A 24,525-nucleotide genomic window follows, 5' to 3' on the forward strand; every position below is an offset into this window, starting at 1 on the left:
CCATCGCAAGTTGAATACCTGCCGCAGCCCCTATGAGAAGGAGGTACGGCGTCGAGACGAGCCAGGAGCGGTACCACCTTCTTAAGCCCAGTTCAGTTGGCCTGACGCGGCAGAGCAGGAGCACGGCCCCGGGCAGGACGACGTAGAGAACCGGGTTGCGCAGCCAGGCGGGGTTCCGGAACAGCTGCCTGCCGGCCCGCTGCAGCTCGGTCCAGAGCGGGATCTCGTCCAGACCCGCCGGTGCGACCCTGTGGAGGCTCATGCCGGTTAATCCGAGGAGCAGAATGAGAGCGAGGATGAAAGCCACCTGACCCCACAAGGCCGCCCGACGGTGCCGGGGGGCGTGAGCCCCCGGAGGGTGCAGGGTCAGCCAGAGCAGCAGCAGGATAGGGACGACAGCCAGCAGGTCGACATCGATGGCAATCCTGGGGAGCACTCCTGTGTGGCCGCGCACCACCAGCGTCGCTGCGGACGCCAGCCACAGCGCCAGGAACGTGACTCCGGCCGGGTGCCTGGTGCCGGCCCAGATCTCGCGCCATACCGGGGGCCGTGGTGCAGGGGAAACCAAGTCCTGCGGCACGGTCATGCGGGGCGCCTCCTCATACGCTAGGACCACAGGTCTACACCTTTTCGTTCTCATACCGTTCACTGTTGTCTTACTGTATACTCAAATCGTTCCTCCCCGCAGCATGGCAGCATAAGAATCGGAGTGGCCCGGGAGCCCGTCAGGCCCCGGGCCACGCGACCGATGCCAGATTGAGGGCAATATGCGCCACGGTGGGGGAGATCAGACTCCGGGTGCGCAAGGCAGTCAACCCGAACAGCAGACCGGCGGGGGCATGACTGGCGACGCACAGCGCCATTCCGGCAAGGAAGTCGCCCCCCAGCAGCGCCGCGGCCGCGCCCACATGCATGACGCCGAAGATCAGGGAAGTGAGCACCAAGCCCCAGCCGTCACCAGTGAGCAGTGCGAGCCGGGTCTGCAGGGCCCCGCGGAACAGAAACTCCTCCGTGAACCCGTTCAGGGCGAAGACCAGCACGCGCGGGAGATGGTAGCTCAAACTGATGCCACCCAGCGCGATCCGCACCTCCGCCATGGCGCCCCCGTTGTTCCCAGACAGTTCGCTGTTGTCACGCTGTAAGGTCGAATCGGTTATCCGTGGGCGTGCGCGATGGAGGCTCCTGCCCAATCGCCGGGAGGGAGCCTCCGAGGATGGTCCGCGGTACCCGAAACGCTCAGCCCAGGAGGTTGAGGGTAATGTGCGCCACCGTGGGGGCAATCAGGCTCCGGGTGCGGTTGGCGATCATCCCAAACACCAGGCCGATGGCGCCCTGGCTGGCGATGGACATGGCCAGGCCCGCGAGGTAGTCGCCGCCCAGCATCGCCGTGGTCGCGCCCAGATGCCACACACCGAAGAGCAGGGAGCTGATGACCAGGCTCCAGCCCTCCCCGATCAGCGGGTTGAGCCGGGTCTGGAGGGCGCCCCGGAACAGGAACTCCTCCATGAAGCCGTTCTGCAGGAAGTTGTCCAGAATGGCGAACGGGAGCACGTAGAGTACCCGGGTATCGCCCATCGCAACTTTCACGGCCGCCAGGGCACCCACGACGAGGAGGAACGGCGCCGCGACGGCCCAGGAGCGGTAGCCCCTCCTCAGCCCCAGCTCCGCCGGCCTGACGCGGCAGAGCAGCAGCACGGCGCCGGGGAAGATCATGTACAGGCAGGGGTTGCGCACCCAGTTGTCGTTGCCGAAGAGCAGCCCGCCGGCAAGTTCAAGCACCTGCTCCAGCGGGGTCCAGAGCGGGATGTGCTCCCAGCCCGCCGGGGCGACGTTGTGGAAGCTCAGCGCGCTCAGGCCGGTCAGCAGGACAAATGCGAGGATGAGGACCACCTGCACCGACAGGGCCCACCGGCTGTGGCGGGAAGCCTCGGCCTCCGGCGGGTTCGGCGCGAGCCAGCGCAGCAGGAGCCATGTGATGACCAGCAACGCGCCCACCGTGACGGCGATCTGCAGGAGCAGGCCGGTGAAGCCGCGCAGCGCCAGCGTCGCCGCGGCCAGCAGCCACAGCAGCAGGTACGTGATCGCGGCGGGATGGGCGAGGGCCCGCCGGGTCTGCTGCCACGCCGAGGGCCGCGGGACAGTGGGCATCTGGTTTTGCGAATCGCTCATGTGGGGCACCTCCTCGCTGAGAAGACCCCGCAGCCATACCCTTTGAGTTCGGTTACAGCTGTCAGTTATAAAAATGTAAGGTTCGCGCACAGTGCGAGGCCGTACCCACGCAGGGGTGCGGCTTCCCAGGCCAGGAATGCATGCAAAGAGGCTCCCGCCCAGACGCCTGGGTGGGAGCCTCGTCTCGCCCTCCGGTGCAGCAGCTTACTCCTTGTTCGGCTTCAGCAGGTTGACGACGAGTGCGGTGACGACGGTACCGATGGCGATGGCCACCAGGTAGAGGCCCAGGTTCGTGATCACGTTGCCCATGGGCAGCACCCAGATGCCGCCGTGCGGCACCATCAGCTTGGCGCCGAAGGCCATCGAGAGGGCGCCGGTGACGGCCGAGCCGGCCATGATGGCGGGGATGACCCGGAACGGGTCGGCGGCGGCGAACGGGATCGCACCCTCGGTGATGAACGAGATGCCCAGCACTGCGGCGGCCTTGCCCGCCTCACGCTCCTCGTCGGTGTACTTCTTGGGCGCCAGGAGGGTCGCCAGGAAGAGGCCCAGCGGCGGGGTCATGCCGGCGGCCATGACGGCGGCCATGGGCTCGTACACCTGCGAGGCCAGCAGGCCCGTGCCGAAGGCGTACGCAGCCTTGTTGACGGGGCCGCCCATGTCGAAGGCCATCATCGCCCCGAGGATCAGGCCCAGCACCACGGCGGAGCCGCCGCTCAGGCCCGTCAGCCAGTTCTGCAGGCCCGCCATGATCGCCGCCATGGGCTCGTTCAGCACGTACACCATGATGAGGCCCGTAATGCCCACGCCCAGCAGCGGCAGGATCAGCACCGGCTTCATGCCCTCCAGCGTGCGGGGCAGCCGGATCCACTTGTTCAGGTAGAAGACCAGGTAGCCGGCCAGGAAGCCGCCCACGATGGCCCCGAGGAAGCCGGCGCCCACCGAGTTGGCCAGGAAGCCGGCGGCCATGCCGGGGGCGATGCCCGGGCGGTCGGCGATGGAGTAGGCGATGAAGGCCGCGAGGATCGGGACCATGAAGCCGAAGCCGGCCTGGCCGCCGATGACGTTGAGAACGTAGGCGAACGTGCCCTCGGTCGCCGCGGCCTCGATGCCGAACATGAACGAGATGGCGATCAGGATACCGCCGGCCACGGTGAAGGGGATCATGTAGGAGACGCCGGTCATCAGGTGCTTGTACCAGCCCGTGGCCTGCGCCTTCCGCTCCTTCTTGATCTCCTCGACCTGGGCCACGAGGTCCGGCTTGGCGGCCAGCGCCCGGTCGATCAGCCCGGCCGGGTCCTTGATGGCGTCGCCCACGCCGACCTCGATCAGCGGCTTGCCGGCAAAGCGGGACTTATCCACCTGCGTGTTCGCCGCGATGATGACGGCGTCGGCCTCGCGGATGTCGTCATCGGTGAGCACGTTCTCCGCCCCAATCGAACCACGGGTCTCGACCTTGATGGTCATCTGCTTGGCCGCGGCGGCCTTCTGCAGCGCCTCGGCCGCCATGTAGGTGTGGGCAATGCCGGTTGGACAAGAGGTAACGGCAACCAGCTTCTTCGACACGTGCGGCACCTCCCATGGAAGGGTTAGCTGTTCACCAGGTTCTGCGGTTCACTGGAGGGCGTTGACGACATCGGCGGGGCTCTCGGCCGTCAGCAGCTTCTGGCGGACCTCCTCGTGCATGAGCAGCCGGGCGAGCTGCGAAAGCGCCTTGAGGTGCAGGTCGTGGGCGCCGTCCGGCGCGGCGATCAAAAAGACCATCTGCACGGGCTCGCCGTCCAGGCTCTCCCAGGCGAGGCCGCTCCGGCTGCGGCCGAAGGCGACCGCCGCCCGGCTGACGCCGCCGCTCTTCCCGTGGGGGATCGCCACGCCGAACCCCACCGCGGTGGTGCCCAGCGCCTCCCGCGCCTTCACCGCCTGCAGGTAGGTCTCCAGATCCGTCACCGCACCGGTCTTCACCAGCAGCGCGCCCAGCTCGGCCATGGCCTCCTCGGGTGTTCCGGCCTTGAGATCGAGGGTTACCGTTTCAGGTGTGATCAGTTCCCGGATGCTCACTTGGCTTCACCTCCTTCTGCGGGATTCCACTCGGCTATGCGCACACGGGGCAACACGGCCTCCACCGCGCCGCCTGTGCATACCTGCGTTCCGTCGAGGCCCGCCGTGGCGGTGCCCGCCGCGGTGGCCAGCCGGAGCGCATCCGGCAGGGACAGGCCCCGGCTGAGCGCCACGGCGAAGCCGGCCACCATCGAGTCGCCGGCGCCCACGGTGCTGCCCGGGCGGATGTCGGGGGGCGTCGCCCACCACGACTGCCGGCCGGTCACCAGCGCCGCGCCGTCTGCGCCGCTGGAGACCACCACCACCTCAGGGCCCTCCGCCAGGAGCTGACGGGCGCCCTGCACCACGGCATCGGGGGTCTTCAGGCGGCGGCCCAGCAGGCGCTCGGTCTCGGCGAGGTTCGGCTTGATGAGGGTGGGATGGGCGGCCAGCGCAGCGCGCATCGGCTCGCCGTCGGTGTCCAGGATGGTCGGCACCCCGGCCCGGCGCGCGAGGGCGATGAGGTCCCGGTAGACGGTGACGGGGACGCCCGCCGGCAGGCTGCCGGCCAGGACCAGCACCGCCGTCTCCGGCAGCAGCTGCTCCACCAGGGCGACGAGTTCCTGCACCCGCTGCTCCGACACCGTAAAGCCGCTCTCGTTCAGCTCGGTCAGCTGCCCGGTGGCCGGCTCGATGATCTTGAGGTTGACTCGGGTCTCGCCGGGGACCATCAGGAACCGATGAGCCACCTGCTCCTGCGTGAGGCTCCTGAGGATGAGGTCCGCGTTCTCCTCGCCCAGGAAGCCGAGGACCTGCACGGGGGCGCCCAGGGCCCGCGCGACCCGGGCGACGTTGATCCCCTTGCCCCCGGGGTCCATGCGGACCGCGGCCACCCGGTTGGTGGCGCCGGCGGTGAACCCGGGGACCAGCAGGGTGCGGTCGATGGCTGGGTTGAGGGCGACGGCTGTGATGGTCTTCAACGTTGTATGCATCCCCTTTACTCGGCGGTGAGCACCTGAACGCCCCGGGCCACCAGTTCGGCGGCGAAGCGCTGGTCCATCCCCCGGTCGCTGATCAGCATATGCATGCCGGCCACGGGGGCGACAGTGGCGAAGGCGACGCGCCCGACCTTCGAGCTGTCGGCCACCACCACGACCTTGCGGGCAGAGGCGATCATCCGCCGCTTGACGGACGCCTCGGCCGGCGTGGGCGTGGTGAGCCCCCGCTCGAGGTCGATGCCGTTGGTGCCGAGGAACACCATGTCGACGTTGACCTGCTCCAGGGCCTGCTCGGCCAGCGGGCCCACCAGGGCCAGGGTGTTGCCCCTGACCGATCCGCCCGTGACGATCACCTCGACGCCGGGGGCATCCGCCAGCTCGGCGGCGATGGGATAGGCGTTGGTCACCACCGTCAGGTTGCGGCGGTCCTTGAGCAGCCGGGCGATCTCCAGCGTGGTCGTGCCGGCATCCAGGATGATCGAGGCCCCGTCGTGCACCATGCCCGCAGCCACCCGGGCGATGGCCACCTTCTCCGCCCGGTTCTGGTCGGTCTTCTCGAAGTAGCTGGGCTCCTCGCGGGTGGGGTCCGCCGGGACGGCGCCGCCGTGCGTCCGCTCCAAGAGGCCCTCGCGCTCCAGCTCCCGCAGGTCCCGCCGGATGGTCGACTCCGACACGCCGAAGGCCTGGCTGAGGTCCTGCACGGTGACGGATGCGCCGCTGCGTACCCGCTCGAGGATGCGACGCTTGCGCTCTTCCGGGAACATCCGATCACGTCCTGTCATGTAATCGTGGCTGTTTGTGCTCGTTTATGCTCGGTTTTGAGTATAGGCGATCGCGGGTGATCAGTCAATACGGAAAACGGGCGGTAAGCAGGTCTGGTGAGGTCCGGAAGAGGAGAGGACCCCGACTCCCTGGTGCGTGGAGTGGGGTCCTCTTCGCTGCCCATCGCTGAGGAGACCGCTATCCGGTTGCCAGTCATGGCTGGTTCTGGTCCGGCCGAAGCAGATCTGCTGGATGCACCGGGAGGACTTAGGGCTCAAGTAATTGAACAATAGACCAGACAACTATAGATGATCCGACGGGTCATCGAGGAGAGGAGCAAGACGTGGCCAAGTTCCTCAACACAACCGCAACGAACTACTACCTGGAAGAGCTGATCAAGAAGGCCCAGGAGCGGCTGATTTTGATCAGTCCGTATCTGAAGTTCAACGACCGGGTTAAGGAGCTTCTGGCGGACAAAGACCGCATGAAGATCGACGTCCGGATCGTGTACGGAAAGACTGAACTGGCGCCGCAGGAGATGAACTGGCTTCGTTCCATGGAGTTCGTGCGGACCTTCTTCTGCCAGAACCTCCATGCGAAGTGCTACCTCAACGAGCAGGCGGCCATCATCACATCGATGAACTTGTACGAGTTCAGCCAGATCAACAACAACGAGATGGGGGTCTACATTCAGAGAGACGTGGACCCCGAGCTTTACCGCGACACGTATGAGGAGGCCCTGCGGCTGATCAGGGTCAGTGAAACAGTCCAGTTCGATGGCACCGACGGCGAGGAACCGGACTCGTCGGACGCTGTCAGGGACGAGCAAGGCTACGACAAGCTGACGACGTCGAAACTCGCCCGGGAACGCGGACTTCGCACAGGAGAGCTGGTCGAGCTGCTAATCGCGAAGAGCTGGCTTACCAAGGACGGTGACAAAGTCAGGCTCACCGACGAAGGAAAACGGGCCGGCGGTCAGTTCATGTTCTCCAAGAAGCACGGCCCGTACTTTCTCTGGCCAAAGGACATCCAACTGTAGTCAAGGCCCTTCGAGGGCGTCACCCTGCTACCCGGGCCTGGTGGCCATGCCAGCAGGCGCACCCTGGGGCAGCCGGCTCTTCAAAGGTGACATGGAGTGACCGACCGATGGCAAGCAGCATAAGAGCAGTCCTGGACATCTGGTGGATCACGTTCGTCTTGTTCGTGCCCATCGCGCTTGTGTCATTCGTGCTCTCGCTGCTGACTCCGCGGAGCAGAAAGGCGCGCGCCAGGTTGCGACCTGCCCGGGAAATGGCCCAGTTGGACCGGATGTCCGGTGAGGAGTTCGAGCAGTTCCTCAGGGTGCTGTTCGAGCGCAAGGGCTTCAAGGTCGCACTCACGCCCGCCTCCGGAGACTATGGCGTTGACCTGATTCTGACCCGCCCCGGGACGGGAGAGCGGATCGCCGTACAGGCCAAGCGATACGACCGCCGGAACTCCGTAGGCGTCCGGGCGGTTCAGGAGGTCTACTCGGGCAAGGACTACTATGATTGCGCCCGGGCCATCGTCGTCACTACCTCCTACTTCACAGAGAACGCCAAGGAGAGTGCGCGCAAGCTCGGCGTGTACCTCATCGACCGCGACCACCTTACAGAGGAGTTCCGTCAGGGGCGGGCGGGTTAACGCCACCTCAGGGGCAGAGCGCGACCAGCGGGCTCCAGTTCTGCCCGGGCCGTCCCGCAGCGGCAGGCCCCTCAGGTGCCCCTCTACGAACTCGCCGACGCGCTTGAGGAGCTATCCAGGTGGAGCTGGTAGTAGACCATGGCCGCCAGCGCGGCCGCGACCAGGGAGGGCACGCCGTCGACCTGCAGGTTGCAGTCCTTGCCGACGAAGTCGCCGCCGATCCGACCGGTGAGGCGGCCACCTGCGGCGGTCAGCCGCAGGTCAGCGCCGGAGATGGTCCCGCCGATCCGGCCGGTGATCTGGTCGCCGGACTGCGCCAGCGCGATGTCCCAGCCGACGACCTCGCCTCCCATCCGTCCCCGGCCCTCATTCCCGCTGATTGCGAAGTAGAGATCCTTCCCGACGATCGCGCCGCCCCAGCGCCCGCGCAGGACCGCACCATCGAAGAAGAGGTTGACGTCCTTGCCCGTCAGGGCACCGCCGAAGCGCCCTCTGATGCCGCCGTTCTCATACGTAACGCGGATATCGTTGCCCGCCAGGGCGCCGCCGATGCGACCCTCAACAGATCCTGCCATCCATCGTGCCCCCTCATGCCCACTGTCTGACTGGCCTCATCCCTTGCGGATAGCTTTCCGCCCAGTGCGGGCTGCTCCCCTGGAAGTGAGCCGCCTCGTCAGGCAGCAGGTTCGACCGCTTCCACTCGCCTGGCCGGCCGCGCTGGCCGCGAATGCGTACAGGGCCACGGCCGCCCCCAGTCCGCCGATGCCCGCACCGATGATGAATGTTGTCCGGGCGATGCCTCCCCCGCCACTTTGGTCCCGCTGCCCATTCCAAGGGTATGGGCGAGAGGAACGACCGAAGCACCCCCAGCGCCTCCTCGACGCGTGGGGGTGCTCTGTCTGATCTCCTGCCAGGTCAGCCGGATCACCAGGCGAGCGCCCCCTGAACGCCGGTGCTCGCCGCCGCTCGCGCCGCCAACCTACCTGCTCAACAACGTGCCCACGTACCGGATCAGCTCGTTGGCGCAGACCTCGCAGTAGCCGTGCTCGTCGATCAGCCGCTGCACCACCTCGTTGATCCGCTTCTGCTGCTCCGGGTCCGGGGTGCGGGTGGACGTGGTGATCTTCACCACGTTCTTCATGTCCGCGAACAGCTTCTTCTCGATGGCCTCCTTCAGCCGCTCGTGGCTCGTGTACTCGAACTTCTGCCCCTTGCGGGCCAGCGTCGAGATGCGGATCATGATCTCCTCCCGGAACGCCTTCTTGGCGTTCTCGGTCACCCCGATCTGCTCCTCGATGGAGCGCATCAGCTTCTCGTCCGGGTCGACCTCCTCCTCGGTGATCGGGTCGATCAGCTTCTGCTTGTTCACGTAGGCTTCCACGTTGTCCAGGTAGTTGTTGAACACCGAGCGGGCCGTCTCCTCGAACGCGTAGATGAAGGCGCGCTGGATCTCGTTGCGGGCCAGCTCGTCGTACTCCTTGCGCGCCTCGTAAATGAAGTTCAGGTAGTTCTCCTTGTCCTCGCGCGTGATGCCGGTGTGCTGCTCGAAGCCGTCCTTGAGCGCCCGCAGGGCGTCCAGCGGGTTGATGCAGGTGACGCCCTCCTTCACCAGGGCGCTGGAGAGCCGGTTGATGATGTAGCGCGGGGAGATGCCCATCATCCCCTCCCGCTGCGCCTCTTCCTGCAGCTCCTTGATGTCCTTCTGCGTGAACCCCTCCACGGACTCGCCGTTGTAGAGCTTCAGCTTCTTGATGAGGCTGAGGCCCGCCTTCTTGGACGGCTCCAGCCGGGTGAGGATGGCGAACATCGAGGCGATGCGGAGGGTGTGCGGTGCGATGTGGATGCCCTTCAGCCCCGAGTCGGCCAGCAGCTTCTCGTAGATGCGGACCTCGTCGTTGACCTTCAGGTTGTACGGCACACGCACGAGGATCATGCGGTCCTTCAGCGCTTCGTTCTTCTTATTGCTTACAAACGCGTTGAACTCATTCTCGTTGGTATGGCTGATGATGACCTCGTCTGCGTAGATCATGGCGAAGCGGCCGGTCTTGATGGACTGCTCCTGGCTGAGGGTGAGCAGGCCGTAGAGGAACTTCTCGTCGCACTTCAGCATCTCGATGAACTCCATGAGGCCGCGGTTGGCCACGTTCAGCTCGCCGTCGAACCGGTAGGCCCTGGGGTCCGACTCGGTGCCGTACTGCCCGATGGTGCTCAGGTCCACCGAGCCCGTCAGCTCGGAGATGTCCTGGCTCTTGGGGTCCGACGGGGTGAACGTGCCGATGCCCACCCGGTTCTTCTCCGAGAAGGCGATGCGCTGCACGATCACGTCCTCGATCCGGCCGTCGTACTTGTCCTTGAGCATCTGCCGGCAGGCGGGGCACAGGTCGCCCTCGATGTAGATGCCGTACTCCTTCCGTATCTCCTCCCGCAGTTCCTCGGGGATCAGGTGGAGCGGCTCCTCGTGCATCGGGCAGCCCTTGATGGCGTAGATCGCCCCCGCCTCCGTGCGCGACCAGCGCTCCAGCCCGCGCTTGAGGAGCGAGACGATGGTCGACTTGCCGCCGCCCACCGGCCCCATCAGGAGCAGGATCCGCTTGCGCACCTCCAGCCGCTTGGCCGCGGAGCTGAAGTACTCCACCAGTTGCTCCAGCGGCTTCTCCAGCCCGAAGATCTCGCCGGTAAAGAACTTGAAAAGTTTCTGGCCGTCCGGCCCCTTCTCGACGCCGGCGTTCATGATCATGTTGTAAACCCGCGCGTGCGCCAGGTCGGCCACTGCGGGGTTGCGCTTCACAATCTCGAAGTAGTCCAGGAAGGTGCCTTCCCAGGCCAGACGCTGTTCCTCCGCCCGGTGCTGCTCCAGTCGCTCCTTCAGGTCCACGGGTACCCTCCTCTCCCACACGCCCGCACCCTGTCAGCGGTTGGATTAAAGTATATGAGCGAGGGCAGCCCCGGTGTCACGAAAAAGGAGGGGGCCAGGCCCCCTCCCTCGCTATTCCGCCACCAGCCCGGCCACGCTCTCCAGCACGTAGTCCGGCTTCCACGGCGAGTGCTCCACCTGCTCCCGCCGGGTGACGCCCGTCAGCACCAGCGCCGTCGCCATGCCGGCCTCCCGTCCCATGCGCATGTCAGTCTCCAGCCGGTCGCCGACCATGATGCACTCGTCGGGGGTGAGCCCCAGCAGGTCCATGGCCTCCTGCACCGTGATGGGCGACGGCTTGCCGGTGATCAGCTCCACCTTCTTGCCGGTGACGCCCTCCACCGCGCCGATCATCCCGCCCACGTCGGCCACCTCACCGCCCGGCACCGGGCAGGTGCGGTCGGGGTGCGTGGCGATGAACCGTGCGCCGTTGCGGATGGCCTGCAGGGCGTCGTTCAGCTTCTTGTAGGTGAACTGCCGGTCCCACGAGACCACCACGTACTCGCAGGCCAGCGGGTCCGCCACCAGCTTGATGCCCCGCTTCCGCAGCTCCTCCGCCAGGGGCTCCTCGCCGATCAGGTAAACCCTGGCCCCCGGTGCGTGGCGGCTCAGGTAGCGGGCCATGATGATCGAGGAGTTGAGCACCTCCTCCACCGCCGCCTGGATGCCCAGGCGGTTCAGCTTGGCCGCGTAGCTGGCCGCCGGCTCGATGGGCTTGTTGGAGAGGAACGCCACCCTGGCCCCCCGCCGGCGCAGCTCCGCCAGCGTCTCGGGTGCGCCGGGGATGGCGTGGTCGCCGAGGTAGATGGTGCCGTCCAGGTCGAAGACGTAGCCCTTGTACTGCTTCAAATGACGCAACCCCCTGTGAGCTTTGCGCTTTGCACAGGTTCGCTAAGGCCGGATGAACTCCTGCGCCATAGGATACACAGAACAATCGAACCGGGGGGGAGCGTCTTGCCAATCGCCGTAGCCGGAGCGGGCTATGTGGGCCTGACCACTGCAGCCTGCCTTTGCGAACTGGGCCACCAGGTCACGCTCCTGGAAATCGACGTCGAACGAGTGGCCAGACTGAAGCGAGGCGAGAGCCCCATCTTCGAACCCGGGCTGGACGCCCTGCTCCAGCGACACCTGGGGCGGGCCCTCAAGGTGACCACCGACCTGAGCGAGGCGCTGGACGGCGCCGAGGTGCTGATCGCCTGCGTGGGCACCCCGCCCACCGCCTCCGGCGCCCCGAACCTCTCGGCCCTCTGGCGCCTGCTCGGAGATCTGCGCCGGCAGAGACGGTCGGGCGAACTGACCGTCGTCGTCAAGTCCACCGTGCCCCCTGGGACGAACCGCCGGGCCCAGCAGCGGCTGGGTGCCGGCTTCGCCGTGGTATCGAACCCCGAGTTTCTGCGGGAGGGAACCGCCATCCACGACTTCTTCCACCCCGACCGCATCGTCGTCGGCGCCGCGCAGCCCGCCGCCGCCCGGCAGGTGGCGGCGCTCTACCGGGGCATCGACGCGCCGGTGGTGGTCACGGGATGGGAGGAGGCGGAACTGATCAAGTATGCCAGCAACGCCTTCCTGGCCGTCAAGCTCTCGTTCACCAACGAGGTGGCGGCCGTGGCCGACAGCCTGGGCGCCGACGGCCTGACCGTGCTCAGGGGCGTGGGGCTGGACCGCCGCATCGGCCCGCACTTCCTGGCGCCCGGTCCCGGGTACGGCGGCTCCTGCCTGCCCAAGGACCTGGCCGCGCTGCGCTGGACCGCACGGCGGCGGCGGGTCCGCCTCGACCTCCTCCCCGCTGCCGAGCGGGCCAACCGGCGCCAGCGGCAGCGGGTGCTGGCGAAGCTGGGACCCGTGGCGGGGAAGCGCATCGCCGTCTGGGGCCTCGCCTTCAAGGCGGGCACCGACGACGTGCGGGAGTCGCCGGCCCTGGAGATCATCCCGGCGCTGCTGGCGCATGGGGCCCGGGTGGTCGCCCACGACCCCGAGGCCCGCCGCACCTTCGCAGCGGCCCTGACGGGCACGGGCGTGCAGCGGGAAGGCAGCGCCCCTGCCAGCACGGGGGTGCCGGCGCCTGGCGCCGGCCTGCCGGACGGGCTCACGTTGGTTGACGACATGTGGGAGGCGGCCAGGGGAGCCGACGCGCTGCTGGTGCTGACGGAGTGGCCGGAGTACGCCGCCGCCCCGCCGGAGGCGATCCGCACCGCCCTCGCAGGCGACCTCGTCGTGGACGCCCGGAACCTCTTCGACCCCGAGGTGATGGCGACAGCCGGCCTGCGCTACCGGGGCGTCGGGCGGGACCGGGGGTTCCACCCTCCCGCCTAGCCGGGTGGGCCCTGGTCACCCCAGCGCCACCAGACCATGCTGCCGGTCAGCCGACGCGGGCGGCACCCCGGCGCCACCGGGTTCTGCGGCTGGCCGGCTGATGCCACAAGAGAACCCCGAGGGCTGAACCCCTCGGGGTTTTGCTTATACATCATTACACTTACCTGCCTGACATCGCCGGAACCGCTGCCCGAGCCGCCGTCCTAGGCGTCGGAGTCACCGCCCGATCCGTCGGCCTCCTCGTCGCCGGAGCCGCCATCCGAGCCATCAGCCTCGGCGTCGGCGTCGTCACCCGAGCCGTCGCCCTCGGCGTCAGCGTCGTCGCCCGAGCCGTCACCCTCGGCGTCGGCGTCGTCACCCGAGCCGTCGCCCTCGGCGTCAGCGTCGTCGCCCGACCCTTCGCCCTCGGCGTCAGCGTCGTCGCCTGATCCCTCGCCCTCGGCGTCAGCGTCGTCGCCCGAGCCGTCGCCCTCGGCATCGGCCTCGTCGCCCGAGCCGTCGCCCTCGGCGTCGGCCTCGTCGCCCGAGCCGTCGCCCTCGGCGTCGGCCTCGCCGCCCGAGTCGTCGCCCTCAGCGTCGGCGTCGTCGCCCGAGCCGTCGGCCTCGGCGTCAGCATCGTCGCCCGAGCCGTCGCCCTCGGCGTCGGCGTCATAGCCCGAACCGTCCTCCTCGTCGCCGGAACCGCCGCCCGAACCATCCTCCTCATCGCCGTAGGAGCCGCTGCCCGAACCGTCCTCCTCGTCGCCGTAGGAGCCGCTGCCCGAACCGTCCTCCTCGTCGCCGTAGGAGCCGCTGCCCGAACCGTCACCCGAACCGCCCGAGCCGTCGCCCGAGCCGGCGTCCTCGTCACCCTCGCCATCACCGGTGGCCTGCAGCAGGTGAGCCCGGACCGGCTCCTCAGCATAGAGTGAATCCATATCCAGCTTCTCTTCCTCGACCACTTCCAGCAGGCGATCAGCCAGGTTCTCGAACTGCGTCATGCTCCCATCCCTCCGAGGTGGTTGTGCGGTCCCTGCTGCGACCTGACGTTCCATCCTATGCCCGCCCGGCGTATTCCGTCACCTGGGCCGGGCCTGGAGGGGGCAGAAGTTTCGTGCACTTGTGTGAACTCGACCTGGGGCCAGACCCGTGGCCGAGGCTGGCCGAGGGCAGCGTGACCGGCCAGCTCAGCTGGGACCGGGGGCCCGCCCTGCCTGTCTCCGTGCGCATCCGGGGGGCGCACTCCCGGAAGTTCCCCAAGCGGTCGTTGCAGGTGACCCTGCGGGGTGCGCGCCTGCCCGACGAGCCGCCTGCCGGCCACGCCGTCCGCCGCATCCACCTGAACGCGGACTTCGTCGACCCCACCCTGCTCCGTTCGGCGCTCTGCTACACGCTCTTCCCCGCCCTGGGCGTGGACGCGCCCCGGTGGCGCCACGTACACCTGATCGTCAGCGGCGAGCCGGCCGGGCTGTACGTGGCCCTGGAGTCAGTGGACGAGGACTTCTGCCGGCGCCGGGGCTGGACCCCGGGCCCCATCTTCTACGCCGTGAACCGCAACGCCAACCTGGGACTGATCAGCCCCTTCACCCGCACCCTGAAGGAACCCCTGGAGAAGGGGTATTTCGCGCTGGGCGGAGCCGATCCGGGCCCGATCCGAGAGATGCTGATGGCCATCAACCTGTCCCCGGCCGAGGACGTGCCGGAGGTCGCCGCCCGCTGGTTCGACCTGGAGCGCTATATCCACTGGGTGATCGGGGCGGTCTTCGTCGGGAACCGGGACGGGTTCATGCACAACTACGCCCTGTACCTGGAGCCGAACCAGCGCCGCTTCCGCATCATCCCGTGGGACTACGACGCCACCTGGGGCATCGACATCCACGGCCGCCCCGCCCGCCTGGACCGGGTGCCGGTGACGGGCTGGAACAAGCTCTCCCACCGCCTCTTCACCCACCCGCACGGGCGGGAGCGCTTCCGCCGCGCCTTCCGGACCGCCCTCGGCGGTCCGCTGGCCCCCGACACCGTGCTCCCGCTGATCGACCGGCTCAGCCAGCAGCTGGAGCGCTGGCTGGAGCGAGACCCCTACCTTGCGCAGGCCGACTTCCCCGCGGAGGTAGAGCGCCTGCGCCGCTGGGCGGTGGACCGCCGGGAGCTGCTGCTGCGAGAGCTGGATGCGCTGTAGGGCGGGTGAACGGCGCGAATCACCACACCCAGCACAAACGCCCCCCGAGTCGGGGGGCGAGTGTGCGGCTATTGCACGATCGAGACCCGGGCCAGGCCCGAGTACCGCTGGAACCGGGAGACGGCCGTCCGGCGGGGCTCGGGGGCGGAGTGCTGGCGCACGCCGTTCAGCGTGGCCACATGCTCTTCGGGCTGCGGCTCCACTTCCGCCTCCGCCTCAGCCGCAACCTCGTCCGGTTCCACGATCGCCTCGTGCTCCGCCACCACCTCGGGAGCGAACGCGCCGGCCGGCTCGCTCACGCTCGCCGAGGAATCGCTGAAGTCCGAGCTCACGGAGCTGTCGAGGTCCTCGACCTCGCCGTCGGTCAGCAGGTCGTAAGCCTTCACCCAGAGGCGGGCCCGGCCGACGGCCTCCAGGGCGATGCGGGACTCCAGGGTCACCTGGATCAGCCCGTCCCGCACCTCGGCCTCGACGCAGCGAACGCCGCCGACCAGCTTGCAGGTGGTCTCCACATCGCCGACGACCTGGGCGATCAGCGGCACGTTGGCCGGTTCGGCGTGTGTACAGGTGAGACGCTCCACCCGGGTACGGTCGGCGGTGCCGCACCACACCTCACAAACGGCGGTCAGGTGGACCTCGGGCCCCTCGGCGCCGGGCTCCACCGTGACGGCCGTGCTGCTCACGTGAACCCCGAGCACGCAGTCCGCATCCTCGGCGGGAGCGGAGCGCGACCAGACAACCCGGCGGTCGCATCGTCCCACGACGGCACGGGTCACGATCTCCTGCAACCGTATGCTGGACAAGGGTCATCCTCCTCGGGTTATGTTCTCGTATCAGGCTATGCCACCCGGAGACCGTCTGCTCATGGCGGGGGCGGGGCGCTTCTCACTCCCGCCCCGCCAGGAGCCACTGATACTGCTGCCAGAGGCCTTCCTCCAGCGGCGTCGAAGGCAGGAAGCCCACCTCCTGCCACAGCCGGGTGGTGTCGGCCCGGGTCTCCCGCATGTCGCCCGGGGCGGGGGGCAGGTACTGCAGCCGGACCGGACGCCCGGTGACGGCTGCGATCAGCCGGATGGCCTTGCGCACCGTCACGGCGGTGCCGCCGCCCACGTTGATGGCCATGCCGACCACGGGGTTGAGGGCCGCCCGTTGCGTCGCCACCACGGCGTCGCCCACGTAGGTGAAGTCGCGCAGCTGCTGGCCGTCGCCGTAGATCTTGATCGGCGCGCCGGTCAGCGCTGCGGTCAGCCAGCGGGAGAACGCCATGTCCGGGCGCTGGCGGGGGCCGTAGACGGTGAAGTACCGCAAGGCCACCCAGGGGATGCCCGCCGTCCGCCCGTACAGGTCGCACAGCCGCTCCGCCGCGAGCTTGGTCAGGCCGTAGGGCGAGACGGGCAGCGTCGGCCCGTCCTCCTTGGCCGGCATGGGCGCCTCGCCGTAGACCGACGAGGTGGAGGCCAGGACGAACTTCTTCAGGCTCCGCCCCCTGGCGGCCTCCAGCAGGCGCTGGGTCGTCTCGATGTTGCCCCGGCTGTAGGCGGGGAACTGATCCCAGCTCTCCCGCACCCCCGGCTGGCCGGCGAGGTGGATCACGTACTCGGCCCCGTCAAGCAGGGGGGCGAGGTCCATCTCCAGCAGGTCGCCCTGCACGTCGGCCCCCGGACGGCGGTCCACCCCCACCACGGTATGGCCGGACGCGCGCAGATGCTCCACCAGGTGCGAACCGATGAACCCCGCCGCCCCGGTCACGAGAAAGCGCGCCATTGCTCACCCCTCCAGTACGGCCAGCTGTTCCCGGGCCACCCGCTCCCAGCTGAACGACTCCTCCGCCATGCGGCGGCCTTCGGCGCCGAGGCGGCGGCGCAGGTCCGGGTCGTCCAGCAGGGCCTGTATGGCCGAGGCGAACCCCTCGGGCCGGTGGCAGGGGCGGACCAGCAAACCGTTCCGCCCCTCCTCCACCACCTCGGCGTTGCCGCCCCGGTCGGTGGTGACGATGGGCAGCCCGCAGGCCATCGCCTCGTAGTGGACCCGCGCCAGCGGCTCCTCCCACTGCGAGGCGCAGACGAAGAGGTCGCCCAGGCGGAAGTAGGCGTCCACCTCGTGGTAGGGAACGTAGCCCACCATCCGCACCCCGTCGCCCAGGCGGGCGGCCTGCTGCCGGACGGCCTGCACGTAGGCGTCCGCGTCGTCCCGGCCGTACCAGCGGGAGCCCACCTGGACCAGCACCGCCTCGGGGTGCGTGAGGAGCACCCGCTCCATCGCCTCCAGGAGCACGTGGATCCCCTTCTTGGCCGAAAGCCGGCCCACCGAGAGCACCACCGGCCGCCCCGCCAGCCCGAGCCGGGCCCGGAGCGCCTCCGACTGCGGCGACGGCCCCGGACGGAAGCGCTCCAGGTCCACCCCCGAGCGGATCGTGCGGAGCTTGCCCGCGTACTCCGGGTAGAGCCGGGCGATGGAGCCCCGGATGAAGTCGCTGATGGTCACCACGGCGTCGACCCTGGCCAGGATGCGCCGGGCCTCGGCCGGGCTCAGGCGGTGGGGGGCGAACATGGCGTTGTGCAGCGAGAGGACCAGCCGGGCACCGGGGGCCGCGCGGGCGATCCGCTCCACGAAGGCGGGGCGGTTGAAGATCTCCACCACGTCCCAGCGCTCGGTGGCCAGGAAGGCGGCCGCCCGGTCCCCGTAGGACTCGGCCCCGCCCTCGGCCGGCAGGCGCACGTGCCGCACGGTGCCGCCGCCCGCCCTGCCCTGCGGCAGGGACGGGCCGGCGAGGGCGACCGCCTCCCGGTCGGGCAGGGCGGGGTCCGTGCGCCCGACCACCGTCACGTCATGCCGGGCGCTGAGAAAGGGCAGCACCCCGTCGATATACGTCTGGATGGCGCCGCCCCGCACCGGCGGCACCGGCAGCTTTTCCGTGCACACCAGCGCGATCCGCATCGCTCAGCCACGCTCCCAGAGGCTGCGGATGTCGCCGGCCACCCGGTCCCATCCGTAGCGCTCCTCCGCCAGCGCCCGCCCGCGGCGGCCCATCTGCACGCGCAGGTCGGCGTCGCCCAGCAGGCGCAGGATCGCCCGGGCGAAGGCCTCGGGGTTTGACGGCTCCTCCACGACGAGGCCGTTGCCCTGCCCCCGCACCACCTCCGGGTTGCCGCCCCGGTCGGTGGTGATGATGGGCAGGCCGGCGGCCATCGCCTCGTAGTGGACCCGCGCCAGCGGCTCCTCCCACTGCGAGGCGCAGACGAAGAGGTCGCCCGCTGCGAACCACTCGTGGACCTTGTCGGCGGGCACGTACCCGGTCGTGTAGACCTTCAGCGGCGCCCGGGCCGCCAGGGCCCGCACGTAGGCCACGTAGTCGCTGATGCGGTCCTCGCCGTACCACTTGCTGCCCACCAGCACCAGGGTCGCCTGCGGATACCGCCGGGCCACGTACCCCATGGCCCGGAGCAGTACGTCGGCCCCCTTCTTGGGCGAGAGCCGCCCCACGTAGAGCACCACGGGTCCGCCGCCGAGGCCGTGCTCCGACCGGATCCGCTGCCGGATCCGGCGCGCCTCCGGGCTCCAGAGGGGCATAAACCGCGCCAGGTCAACCCCGGAGTAGACGGTCTGCAGCTTGGGCTGCGCCTCGGGATAGAGCGCCGCCACGCCGCGGCCGATGAAGTCGCTCACCGTCACGATGCGGTCCACCGCCTCGATCGCGGCCTTCGCCTCGTCGGCGCCGATCTTCTCGGGGCGGAACATCTCGTTGTGCAGGCTGAGGATCAGGCGGCTCCCGGGCAGCGCCTCCTGCACGGGCAGGACCATCTTGGGCCGGTTGAAAATGTGGACCACGTCGAACCGGGTGTTCCAGTCGCGCAGGAGGTCCAGCACCCGCTCCAGGTAGAGCGGGAAGGTGCCGCCGGGCACCCGCCAGTAGGCCACCCCGTCCCGGGTCTCCCGCTGGGGCAGCTCGGGGTCGCTGACGCCGATGACGGCCAGCTGGTGGTGGCGGGCCAGGCGCGGCGCCACCGCGGCGATATAGGTCTGGATCGCGCCGCCCCGCACCGGCGGGACGGGCAGCTTCTCGGTGCAGATCATCAGGCAGCGCACGGCGCCTTCACCTCCTGCGCTTGAGGCCCAGCTCCGCCAGGGCCCGCTGCTTGCGCTCGTCGGTCACCAGCAGCCGCTGGAGGGCGGCGACCATGGTGGCGTCCAGCATCATCCCGGGGTCGAAGAGGGCGTCCTTCACCAGCTTGTAGAACTCGTTGGGCAGGAGCATGTCGATCAGCATCACCTGAAGGGCGGCGGGCTCCAGCGGGTTGGCCTCGTTGTAGGCCCGGATCATCGCCCGCATCCAGCCGACGTCCCAGTCGCCCCGGTCGTCCATCGTGCCGGTGATCAGCTTGCGCAGGTCGCGGAAGGCCAGGTCGAAGGCGACGCCGTCCAGGTCGATGATCCAGACCTTGCCGTCGGGACCGATCTGGCCGTTGGACCAGCCGTAGTCCTGGTGCGCCAGGCCCCACTCCTGGTCCCCCCGGGCGATCAGGTCGCGGTAGGCGGACTCCTCCAGGAGCCGGATCGCCTCGTCGGCCTGGTTGCGGAACCGGGGGAGCACCTCCAGCAGAAGGGGGCTGGCCGGCATGTCGCGGTAGGCCCGCGCCAGGTGCTCGAACCAGTCCAGCTTGGTGCGCAGCTTCTGATAGACCCGGGGCCAGCGGTGGAGCCGGCTGGCGTGGTAGGCGCCGGGCGGGGGCTGGTAGCCGCGGGAGCGGCGGTGGAACTCGCCCAGGCCGTAGCAGAGCATCTCCGGTCCGTCGATGGTCTCCTTCGGGGCCTGGCGCAGCCCCTGGATCCACTCGGCGACGATGAACATGCGCCCGCCGACCACGGTGTAGAGCTTACCGTCGCGGGTCGGCACCAGAGGCGCCACCCGGGCCTTCTGCTTGACCAGGTACTCCTGGGCGCCGATGGAGAACAGGTTCCGCTCGAAGGGTCGGTGCAGGAGCTTCAGGGCGCGGGTGCCGCGGTTGGTCTCGATCCTCCAGATCGCACCCCAGCCCTTCTCGGGCTTGGTGGCGGCGACGGTCATGCCGGTGACCTTCATGTCCCAGGCGCGCGCCGCCTGCTCGGCCAGGGCCAGGATCTCAGGCGGGACTTGGTCGTCAGCTCGGGCGTCGTCCTCTCTCCTCGCACTAGCCAGGGCCGCCGCGACTGCGTGCGACCGCCGGGACCAGAAGTCCTCCGGGTCGGCAGGCGCAGGCACGGGTTCTCGCCCACTCCGGATGATCCACGCCTCGGTGGTGGAGGGCACGAAGATCCCGGTGTTTGCGGGGATGAAGAGGGTAGCTGGCCGGTTGTTCACCGGGTCACCTCCCAGGGTTGCGGTTGCTGCGGCGGAACCAGCAGGTGCGCGTCGTCGCCCAGCACCAGGGCGGCCGGGCTCTCCGCCCGGGTCCACACCTGCGCGCCGGCGCCCACCACCGAGTCGGCCAGGTGGAGCGCAGGCCCTTCCAGCCGGCAGCCGGGCAGGAGCACGGAGTTGACAAGCCTGACCCCCTCGAGCGTCACACCGTCGCCGACGCTGGTCAGCGGACCGATCTCGCTGCCCACCACCCGGCAGTCGGCGCCGATGACCAGGGGACCCCTGAGCCGGACCCCCCGCAGCACCGCGCGGGGGCCGATCTGCACGGGCCCCTCGATGGACACCTCCTCCAGGACGGCCGTCCGGTCGATGCGGGTAGGGAGGGCGGCGAGGAGGCGGGCGTTGGCCTCCAGCAGGCCCGTCACGCTGCCCGCGTCCTGCCACCAGCCCGTCAGGGTGTGGCCGAGCACCAGCTGGCCGGCAGCGATGAGCCCGCCGATCGCGTCGGTGATCTCCAGTTCGCCGCGGGCCGACGGCCGCAGGCCCTCGATCGCGGCGTGCACGGCGGGGGAAAAGAGATAGATGCCGGCCACGGCCAGGTCGGAGGGCGGGTCGGCCGGCTTCTCCACGACCCCCACCACGCGCTCACCCTGCAGGGAGGCCACGCCGAATGCGCTGGGATCGGCGACCCGCTTCAGCGTGAGCAGTGCGGCGGGCGAGGCCTCGGCGAAGCGCCGGAGGGCGGGTGTGAGGTCCGCGTCGGTCAGGTTGTCACCCAGGTAGAGCAGAAAGGGTTCATCGCTGAGGAACGGCCGGGCTGTCGCCACCGCATGGGCGATGCCCCGGGGCTCGGCCTGCTGGATCACGTGCACGCGCAGGTGGGGCCACTGCCGCACCGCCTCCTCCAGCTCCGGCTGCCCGGGGCTGACGACCACCCCGATCTCTTCAAAGCCGAATCGTGCCAGGTAGTCAAAGACGTGTTGCCAGATCGGCCGGCCAGCAACGGGAAGCGCTGCCTTGGCCCGGGTGTGGGTCAGCGGCCGCAGGCGGCTCCCCCGTCCGGCGAAGAGAACCAGGGCTTTCACTTGCACCCCCTGCCTTTCCTCCTATCACGGTATGCAGGAGGGGGAGGCGTGGTTTACGTAATGCCAACGGCCCGTGGCAGTGGCCACGGGCCGGTTGTGCGGCGTTGGCTCGGTTCACGGGACAACGGGAGGCGCGCTCAGACCTCGGGCACGTGATCCTCCGCCCGCACCCAGTAGCGGGTGAGGGCCCTGGCCTCGACCTCCACCGTCGCCGAGAAGTCGACGTGGATGGTCTCGCCCTCGACGTGCACGCCGGTGGCGCGCGGGGTTCCCACCAGGCGCAGATGGTAGCTGGGGTCGCTCACCAGGGTGCCCCGCAGGGACACCGACACCTCCTGCACGGTGTGGCTGCTTGTGTGTAGGACCTCGGTACCGCCGGAACCGAGGCACCACAGGTCAGCCTCCAGCGTGATGTCAGCCTGGGGGCCGTTCCCCTCGTGCTTCAGCGCGCAGGTGGCCTGCCCGACGCGCACACCGAGAACCTGGGAGACGCCCTGGGCTGTCACCTGGTGCGACCAGTTGACCGTCACCTCGCCCCGACCGACGACGGCCTCCGAGATGATCTCCAGGAGCAACGGGCCACCTCCTTCCGGACAGGGACACGACTGCGTCTGTTCCCAGCCTATGCACGGGCCCGTCGCCCGGCACTGCTATCGTTCGTCCAAATGAAAACACGCGTAGACCGAGGGAGGGCTTTCTGTGCTCCTCACGCCCCGCACCGAGCTGGAGCACCGCATCCGCAGGCTGCAGGCCGCCCTGGAGCGGCAGGCGCTGGATGGGGCTCTGCTGCACAGCACCACGTCGCTCCTCTACTTCACGGGCAGCGCCCAGCAGGGTCACCTCTGGGTGCCGGCCGCCGGCGAGCCGCGCTACCTGGTGCGCCGGGTGCTGGACCGCGCCCGGCGCGAGTCGGCCCTGAGCCACATCGAGCCGCTGACCAGCCTGCGCGCCCTGCCGGACCACCTGGGCTCCGCCCGCCGGATCGGCATGGAGCTGGACCGGCTGCCGGTGACCCAGTTCGAGCTGTACCGGCGCCACCTGCCCGGCGTGGAGGCGGTGGACGTGGGGCCGGCCATCCGGCAGCTGCGGTCGGTGAAGTCGCCGTGGGAGGTGGAGCGCGTCCGGGCCTCCGCCCGGGCGGCCGACGAGACCTACAAGGCGCTCTACGTCGCCCTGCGGGAGGGGCTGACCGAGCTGGAGCTCTCGGTGGTGGGCGAGACCGCCCAGCGGCTGGCGGGCGCCCAGGGCATGATCCGCTGGCACGCGCACAACGCCTTCGAGTCGCCGGTCATGATGGTGCTGGCCGGCGAGTCGGGCCTGGCGTTCTCGTTCGCCGACACGCCCTTCGGCGGCGAGGGGCTCACTCCCGCAGCCCCGTACGGGGCGGGCCGGCGCGCCATCCGGCGGGACGAGCCGGTCTGCGTCGACTACCCGACGGTGGTGGACGGCTACGTGCACGACCAGACCCGCACCATGGTGGTCGGGCGGCTGGCGCCTGACCTGGTGCGGGCCCACGGAGTCTGCCGGGAGATCCTGGACATGATCGCGGAGGAGGCCCGCCCCGGGGCCACCGGCGAGCAGCTCTGGGAGCGGGCGGTGGCCATCGCCCGGCGGGCCGGGCTGGAGGAGCACTTCATGGGCTGGGGCGAGAGCCGGGTGCGCTTCGTGGGCCACGGCGTGGGGCTGGAGCTGGACGAGTGGCCGATCCTCGCCCCCCGGCAGCAGCAGCCGCTGGAGGCGGGCAACGTCATCGCCGTCGAGCCCAAGTTCTTCTTCCCGGGCCGCGGCGCGGTGGGGCTGGAGTCCACCTTCGTCGTGACCCCCTCGGGGGCGGAGCGGCTCTCCATCACGGGCGAGGAGCTGGGCGTGAAGCCATGAGCGCCGGACGCGGTCTGAGGCGCCGGGTAATCCGGTGGGCCGCCGTCCTGGCCCCCCTGCTGGCCGCCCTCGGCTACGGGGCGGCCGTCGCTCTGGCGAAGGCCAATCCGCCCCTGGCGCTCTGTGGAGGCGCGTCGAACCAGATCGGCGAGACCCACCTCGTTGGCAAGCGATTGTGCAACTTTGGCAAGTGGAACGTGACCATCGAGAAGATTGCGGTGGAGAATCCCGAAGCTGACGTCTTCATCGTCTCAACGGCGCGTCAGGGGTCGAGCATCCTGCTCCCCGAGAGCGTCGCGGCCGATCCGGGCTCGTCCGCCCACGAGCCGTTCGACTCCGGGAAGGGCCTGGTCATCGCGCCGGACAGGCCCGTCCCCGACGTGCTGTACGGCGTCAGGATCGAGACCTGGAAGGAGTTCGTGGGTCAGCAGGTGCTTGTCGTCCGGTACCGGTATCTGGGATGGCCGATGACGCTGAGAGCGCCGCTGGAGTAGAACTACCTCCTGCGGCGGCTTCTGTGGCCTGCCTTCGGCGGGCGCCCGCTCCAGCTGCCAGCGGGTCGCCCTGGGCCCCCAGCAGTCGTCGGCCAGCGACTGCGTTGCAGCATCACTCCAGCACCAGGTCCCAACGGGGCGTGAGCGGCTGCGAGAGGTCCGTGCCCGCGACGACGAGCGGCTCCTCCCGGCCCTCCACGCGGAACTGCACCGTTTCCACCCGGGCGAGGCTCCCCAGGGTGGCGACCACGGCGTGAACAGGCAGCAGGTCTCCGCCAGCGGCCAGCGCGTCGGCCGCCTCTGCCGTAAGCAAGAGCACCATCTCGCCTCCGAGCACCTTGGCGGAGACGGCGATCTCACCATCCGAAAACGCATGCGCGAACACAGGGCGGGCCTCCGCGGAGCGGGGGCCCGCCAGCAGCTGCTGCAGCGCAAACCGCTCGGGCTGTTCCCCCCGCCGCTCCGCCTGCCGCACCTCCCGCACCAGCCCCTCGCGGGTGCGGTGCGGGAAGTAGAGGGTCACCTCCTCCAGGGTCGGGGAGGGCACCGGGCTCACGACCGGCCCGGGCGTCTCCCGCCCGGCGCATCCGGCGGCCAGGGCCGGGAGCGTGAGCAGCGCCAGCAGCAGCAAGGCGGTCAGCGGCAGCCTCCGCAGCACCCGAAGCGGAGACGGTCCCCGCTCCGTCAGGAACGACGACGGTTTTGGCACCGTCAGGG

24 protein-coding genes are annotated in these 24,525 nt (G+C 69.4%); 6 read left to right on the forward strand and 18 right to left on the reverse strand.

The window, feature by feature from the left end; all coding sequences use genetic code 11:
- Positions 1-725 precede the first annotated feature (725 nt).
- The 6 genes from J2Z79_RS05950 to J2Z79_RS05975 all read right to left on the reverse strand — a co-directional run bounded on the left by J2Z79_RS05950 (position 726) and on the right by J2Z79_RS05975 (position 5,968).
- Positions 726-1,097 carry a CPBP family intramembrane glutamic endopeptidase gene (locus J2Z79_RS05950; RefSeq protein ID WP_209465954.1) on the reverse strand — a complete coding sequence of 124 codons (372 nt, stop codon included), beginning with the start codon at positions 1,095-1,097 and terminating at the stop codon, positions 726-728.
- Between the two features lie 139 nt (positions 1,098-1,236).
- Complete coding sequence (locus tag J2Z79_RS05955) at positions 1,237-2,169, reverse strand: CPBP family intramembrane glutamic endopeptidase (RefSeq protein ID WP_209465955.1); 933 nt, start codon at positions 2,167-2,169, stop codon at positions 1,237-1,239.
- A gap of 204 nt (positions 2,170-2,373) precedes the next feature.
- Positions 2,374-3,744 (reverse strand): PTS fructose transporter subunit IIC, encoded by a 1,371-nt coding sequence (locus J2Z79_RS05960; protein WP_209465956.1) that lies wholly within the window; start codon positions 3,742-3,744, stop codon positions 2,374-2,376.
- 39 nt (positions 3,745-3,783) lie between these two features.
- Positions 3,784-4,227, reverse strand: coding sequence for a PTS sugar transporter subunit IIA (locus J2Z79_RS05965; RefSeq protein ID WP_209465957.1), 444 nt, complete (start codon positions 4,225-4,227; stop codon positions 3,784-3,786).
- A complete protein-coding gene (pfkB, locus tag J2Z79_RS05970; protein WP_209465958.1) occupies positions 4,224-5,186 on the reverse strand; it encodes a 1-phosphofructokinase in 963 nt (320 codons plus the stop codon). The genes J2Z79_RS05965 and pfkB overlap by 4 nt, the downstream gene beginning before the upstream one ends.
- Before the next feature lie 17 nt (positions 5,187-5,203).
- Positions 5,204-5,968, reverse strand: a complete 765-nt coding sequence (locus J2Z79_RS05975; RefSeq protein WP_209465959.1) for a DeoR/GlpR family DNA-binding transcription regulator — start codon at positions 5,966-5,968, stop codon at positions 5,204-5,206.
- A 341-nt stretch (positions 5,969-6,309) separates the two neighbouring features.
- On the opposite strand from J2Z79_RS05975, the gene J2Z79_RS05980 reads away from it, so the two are divergent.
- Positions 6,310-7,005 (forward strand): phospholipase D family protein, encoded by a 696-nt coding sequence (locus J2Z79_RS05980; RefSeq protein WP_209465960.1) that lies wholly within the window; start codon positions 6,310-6,312, stop codon positions 7,003-7,005.
- A gap of 107 nt (positions 7,006-7,112) precedes the next feature.
- Positions 7,113-7,628, forward strand: coding sequence for a restriction endonuclease (locus tag J2Z79_RS05985; RefSeq protein ID WP_209465961.1), 516 nt, complete (start codon positions 7,113-7,115; stop codon positions 7,626-7,628).
- An 83-nt stretch (positions 7,629-7,711) separates the two neighbouring features.
- Here J2Z79_RS05985 and J2Z79_RS05990 read toward each other — a convergent pair whose 3' ends face one another.
- The 3 genes from J2Z79_RS05990 to J2Z79_RS06000 all read right to left on the reverse strand — a co-directional run bounded on the left by J2Z79_RS05990 (position 7,712) and on the right by J2Z79_RS06000 (position 11,391).
- Positions 7,712-8,203, reverse strand: a complete 492-nt coding sequence (locus tag J2Z79_RS05990) for a hypothetical protein (protein WP_209465962.1) — start codon at positions 8,201-8,203, stop codon at positions 7,712-7,714.
- A gap of 404 nt (positions 8,204-8,607) precedes the next feature.
- Entirely contained in the window at positions 8,608-10,503 is a 1,896-nt protein-coding gene (locus J2Z79_RS05995; protein ID WP_209465963.1) for a PrkA family serine protein kinase, read from the reverse strand.
- A 111-nt stretch (positions 10,504-10,614) separates the two neighbouring features.
- Positions 10,615-11,391 (reverse strand): HAD-IIA family hydrolase, encoded by a 777-nt coding sequence (locus J2Z79_RS06000; RefSeq protein ID WP_209465964.1) that lies wholly within the window; start codon positions 11,389-11,391, stop codon positions 10,615-10,617.
- 105 nt (positions 11,392-11,496) lie between these two features.
- Here J2Z79_RS06000 and J2Z79_RS06005 point away from each other — a divergent pair, with 105 nt between their 5' ends.
- Positions 11,497-12,855, forward strand: coding sequence for a UDP-glucose dehydrogenase family protein (locus J2Z79_RS06005; protein WP_209465965.1), 1,359 nt, complete (start codon positions 11,497-11,499; stop codon positions 12,853-12,855).
- Between the two features lie 203 nt (positions 12,856-13,058).
- Here the strand turns inward: J2Z79_RS06005 and J2Z79_RS06010 are convergent, their stop codons facing one another.
- Complete coding sequence (locus J2Z79_RS06010; protein ID WP_209465966.1) at positions 13,059-13,835, reverse strand: midas domain-containing protein; 777 nt, start codon at positions 13,833-13,835, stop codon at positions 13,059-13,061.
- Between the two features lie 113 nt (positions 13,836-13,948).
- On the opposite strand from J2Z79_RS06010, the gene J2Z79_RS06015 reads away from it, so the two are divergent.
- Positions 13,949-15,013: a CotH kinase family protein gene (locus J2Z79_RS06015; protein ID WP_209465967.1), complete on the forward strand. Its 1,065-nt coding sequence runs from the start codon at positions 13,949-13,951 to the stop codon at positions 15,011-15,013.
- 68 nt (positions 15,014-15,081) lie between these two features.
- On the opposite strand, the gene J2Z79_RS06020 is transcribed toward J2Z79_RS06015, so the two are convergent.
- The 7 genes from J2Z79_RS06020 to J2Z79_RS06050 form a co-directional block, all read right to left on the reverse strand.
- The gene (locus J2Z79_RS06020) at positions 15,082-15,816 is read right to left on the reverse strand and encodes an outer spore coat protein CotE (RefSeq protein ID WP_209465968.1); all 735 of its coding nucleotides are present in this window, start codon (positions 15,814-15,816) and stop codon (positions 15,082-15,084) included.
- Between the two features lie 82 nt (positions 15,817-15,898).
- Positions 15,899-16,777: an NAD-dependent epimerase/dehydratase family protein gene (locus J2Z79_RS06025; RefSeq protein ID WP_209465969.1), complete on the reverse strand. Its 879-nt coding sequence runs from the start codon at positions 16,775-16,777 to the stop codon at positions 15,899-15,901.
- Positions 16,778-16,780: 3 nt separating this feature from the next.
- The gene (locus J2Z79_RS06030) at positions 16,781-17,950 is read right to left on the reverse strand and encodes a glycosyltransferase family 4 protein (RefSeq protein ID WP_209465970.1); all 1,170 of its coding nucleotides are present in this window, start codon (positions 17,948-17,950) and stop codon (positions 16,781-16,783) included.
- 3 nt (positions 17,951-17,953) lie between these two features.
- On the reverse strand, positions 17,954-19,099 hold the full coding sequence (locus tag J2Z79_RS06035) for a glycosyltransferase family 4 protein (protein ID WP_209465971.1): 1,146 nt from the start codon (positions 19,097-19,099) through the stop codon (positions 17,954-17,956).
- Positions 19,100-19,106: 7 nt separating this feature from the next.
- Positions 19,107-20,351 carry a CotS family spore coat protein gene (locus J2Z79_RS06040; RefSeq protein ID WP_209465972.1) on the reverse strand — a complete coding sequence of 415 codons (1,245 nt, stop codon included), beginning with the start codon at positions 20,349-20,351 and terminating at the stop codon, positions 19,107-19,109.
- The gene (locus J2Z79_RS06045) at positions 20,348-21,442 is read right to left on the reverse strand and encodes a glucose-1-phosphate thymidylyltransferase (RefSeq protein WP_209465973.1); all 1,095 of its coding nucleotides are present in this window, start codon (positions 21,440-21,442) and stop codon (positions 20,348-20,350) included. The genes J2Z79_RS06040 and J2Z79_RS06045 overlap by 4 nt, the downstream gene beginning before the upstream one ends.
- A 131-nt stretch (positions 21,443-21,573) precedes the next feature.
- Positions 21,574-22,011, reverse strand: coding sequence for a hypothetical protein (locus J2Z79_RS06050; protein WP_209465974.1), 438 nt, complete (start codon positions 22,009-22,011; stop codon positions 21,574-21,576).
- Between the two features lie 124 nt (positions 22,012-22,135).
- Between J2Z79_RS06050 and J2Z79_RS06055 the strand changes: the two genes are divergently transcribed.
- Together J2Z79_RS06055 and J2Z79_RS06060 are read left to right on the forward strand one after the other, a co-directional pair.
- Positions 22,136-23,314 carry a M24 family metallopeptidase gene (locus tag J2Z79_RS06055; protein WP_209465975.1) on the forward strand — a complete coding sequence of 393 codons (1,179 nt, stop codon included), beginning with the start codon at positions 22,136-22,138 and terminating at the stop codon, positions 23,312-23,314.
- Positions 23,311-23,808: a hypothetical protein gene (locus tag J2Z79_RS06060; protein WP_209465976.1), complete on the forward strand. Its 498-nt coding sequence runs from the start codon at positions 23,311-23,313 to the stop codon at positions 23,806-23,808. The genes J2Z79_RS06055 and J2Z79_RS06060 overlap by 4 nt, the downstream gene beginning before the upstream one ends.
- A 112-nt stretch (positions 23,809-23,920) precedes the next feature.
- Here the strand turns inward: J2Z79_RS06060 and J2Z79_RS06065 are convergent, their stop codons facing one another.
- Entirely contained in the window at positions 23,921-24,517 is a 597-nt protein-coding gene (locus J2Z79_RS06065; protein ID WP_209465977.1) for a GerMN domain-containing protein, read from the reverse strand.
- Positions 24,518-24,525: the final 8 nt, after the last annotated feature.

Source organism: Symbiobacterium terraclitae (genome assembly GCF_017874315.1).
Taxonomy (GTDB): domain Bacteria; phylum Bacillota; class Sulfobacillia; order Symbiobacteriales; family Symbiobacteriaceae; genus Symbiobacterium; species Symbiobacterium terraclitae.

Excerpts from the sequence above, each read along its gene's own strand:
- J2Z79_RS05950 (WP_209465954.1), bottom strand. The coding sequence starts at position 1,097 with ATGGCGGAGGTGCGGATCGCGCTGGGTGGCATCAGTTTGAGCTACCAT.
- J2Z79_RS05955 (WP_209465955.1), bottom strand. The coding sequence starts at position 2,169 with ATGAGCGATTCGCAAAACCAGATGCCCACTGTCCCGCGGCCCTCGGCG.
- J2Z79_RS05975 (WP_209465959.1), bottom strand. The coding sequence starts at position 5,968 with ATGTTCCCGGAAGAGCGCAAGCGTCGCATCCTCGAGCGGGTACGCAGC.
- J2Z79_RS05985 (WP_209465961.1), top strand. The coding sequence starts at position 7,113 with ATGGCAAGCAGCATAAGAGCAGTCCTGGACATCTGGTGGATCACGTTC.
- J2Z79_RS05990 (WP_209465962.1), bottom strand. The coding sequence starts at position 8,203 with ATGGCAGGATCTGTTGAGGGTCGCATCGGCGGCGCCCTGGCGGGCAAC.
- J2Z79_RS06010 (WP_209465966.1), bottom strand. The coding sequence starts at position 13,835 with ATGACGCAGTTCGAGAACCTGGCTGATCGCCTGCTGGAAGTGGTCGAG.
- J2Z79_RS06025 (WP_209465969.1), bottom strand. The coding sequence starts at position 16,777 with ATGGCGCGCTTTCTCGTGACCGGGGCGGCGGGGTTCATCGGTTCGCAC.
- J2Z79_RS06030 (WP_209465970.1), bottom strand. The coding sequence starts at position 17,950 with ATGCGGATCGCGCTGGTGTGCACGGAAAAGCTGCCGGTGCCGCCGGTG.
- J2Z79_RS06060 (WP_209465976.1), top strand. The coding sequence starts at position 23,311 with ATGAGCGCCGGACGCGGTCTGAGGCGCCGGGTAATCCGGTGGGCCGCC.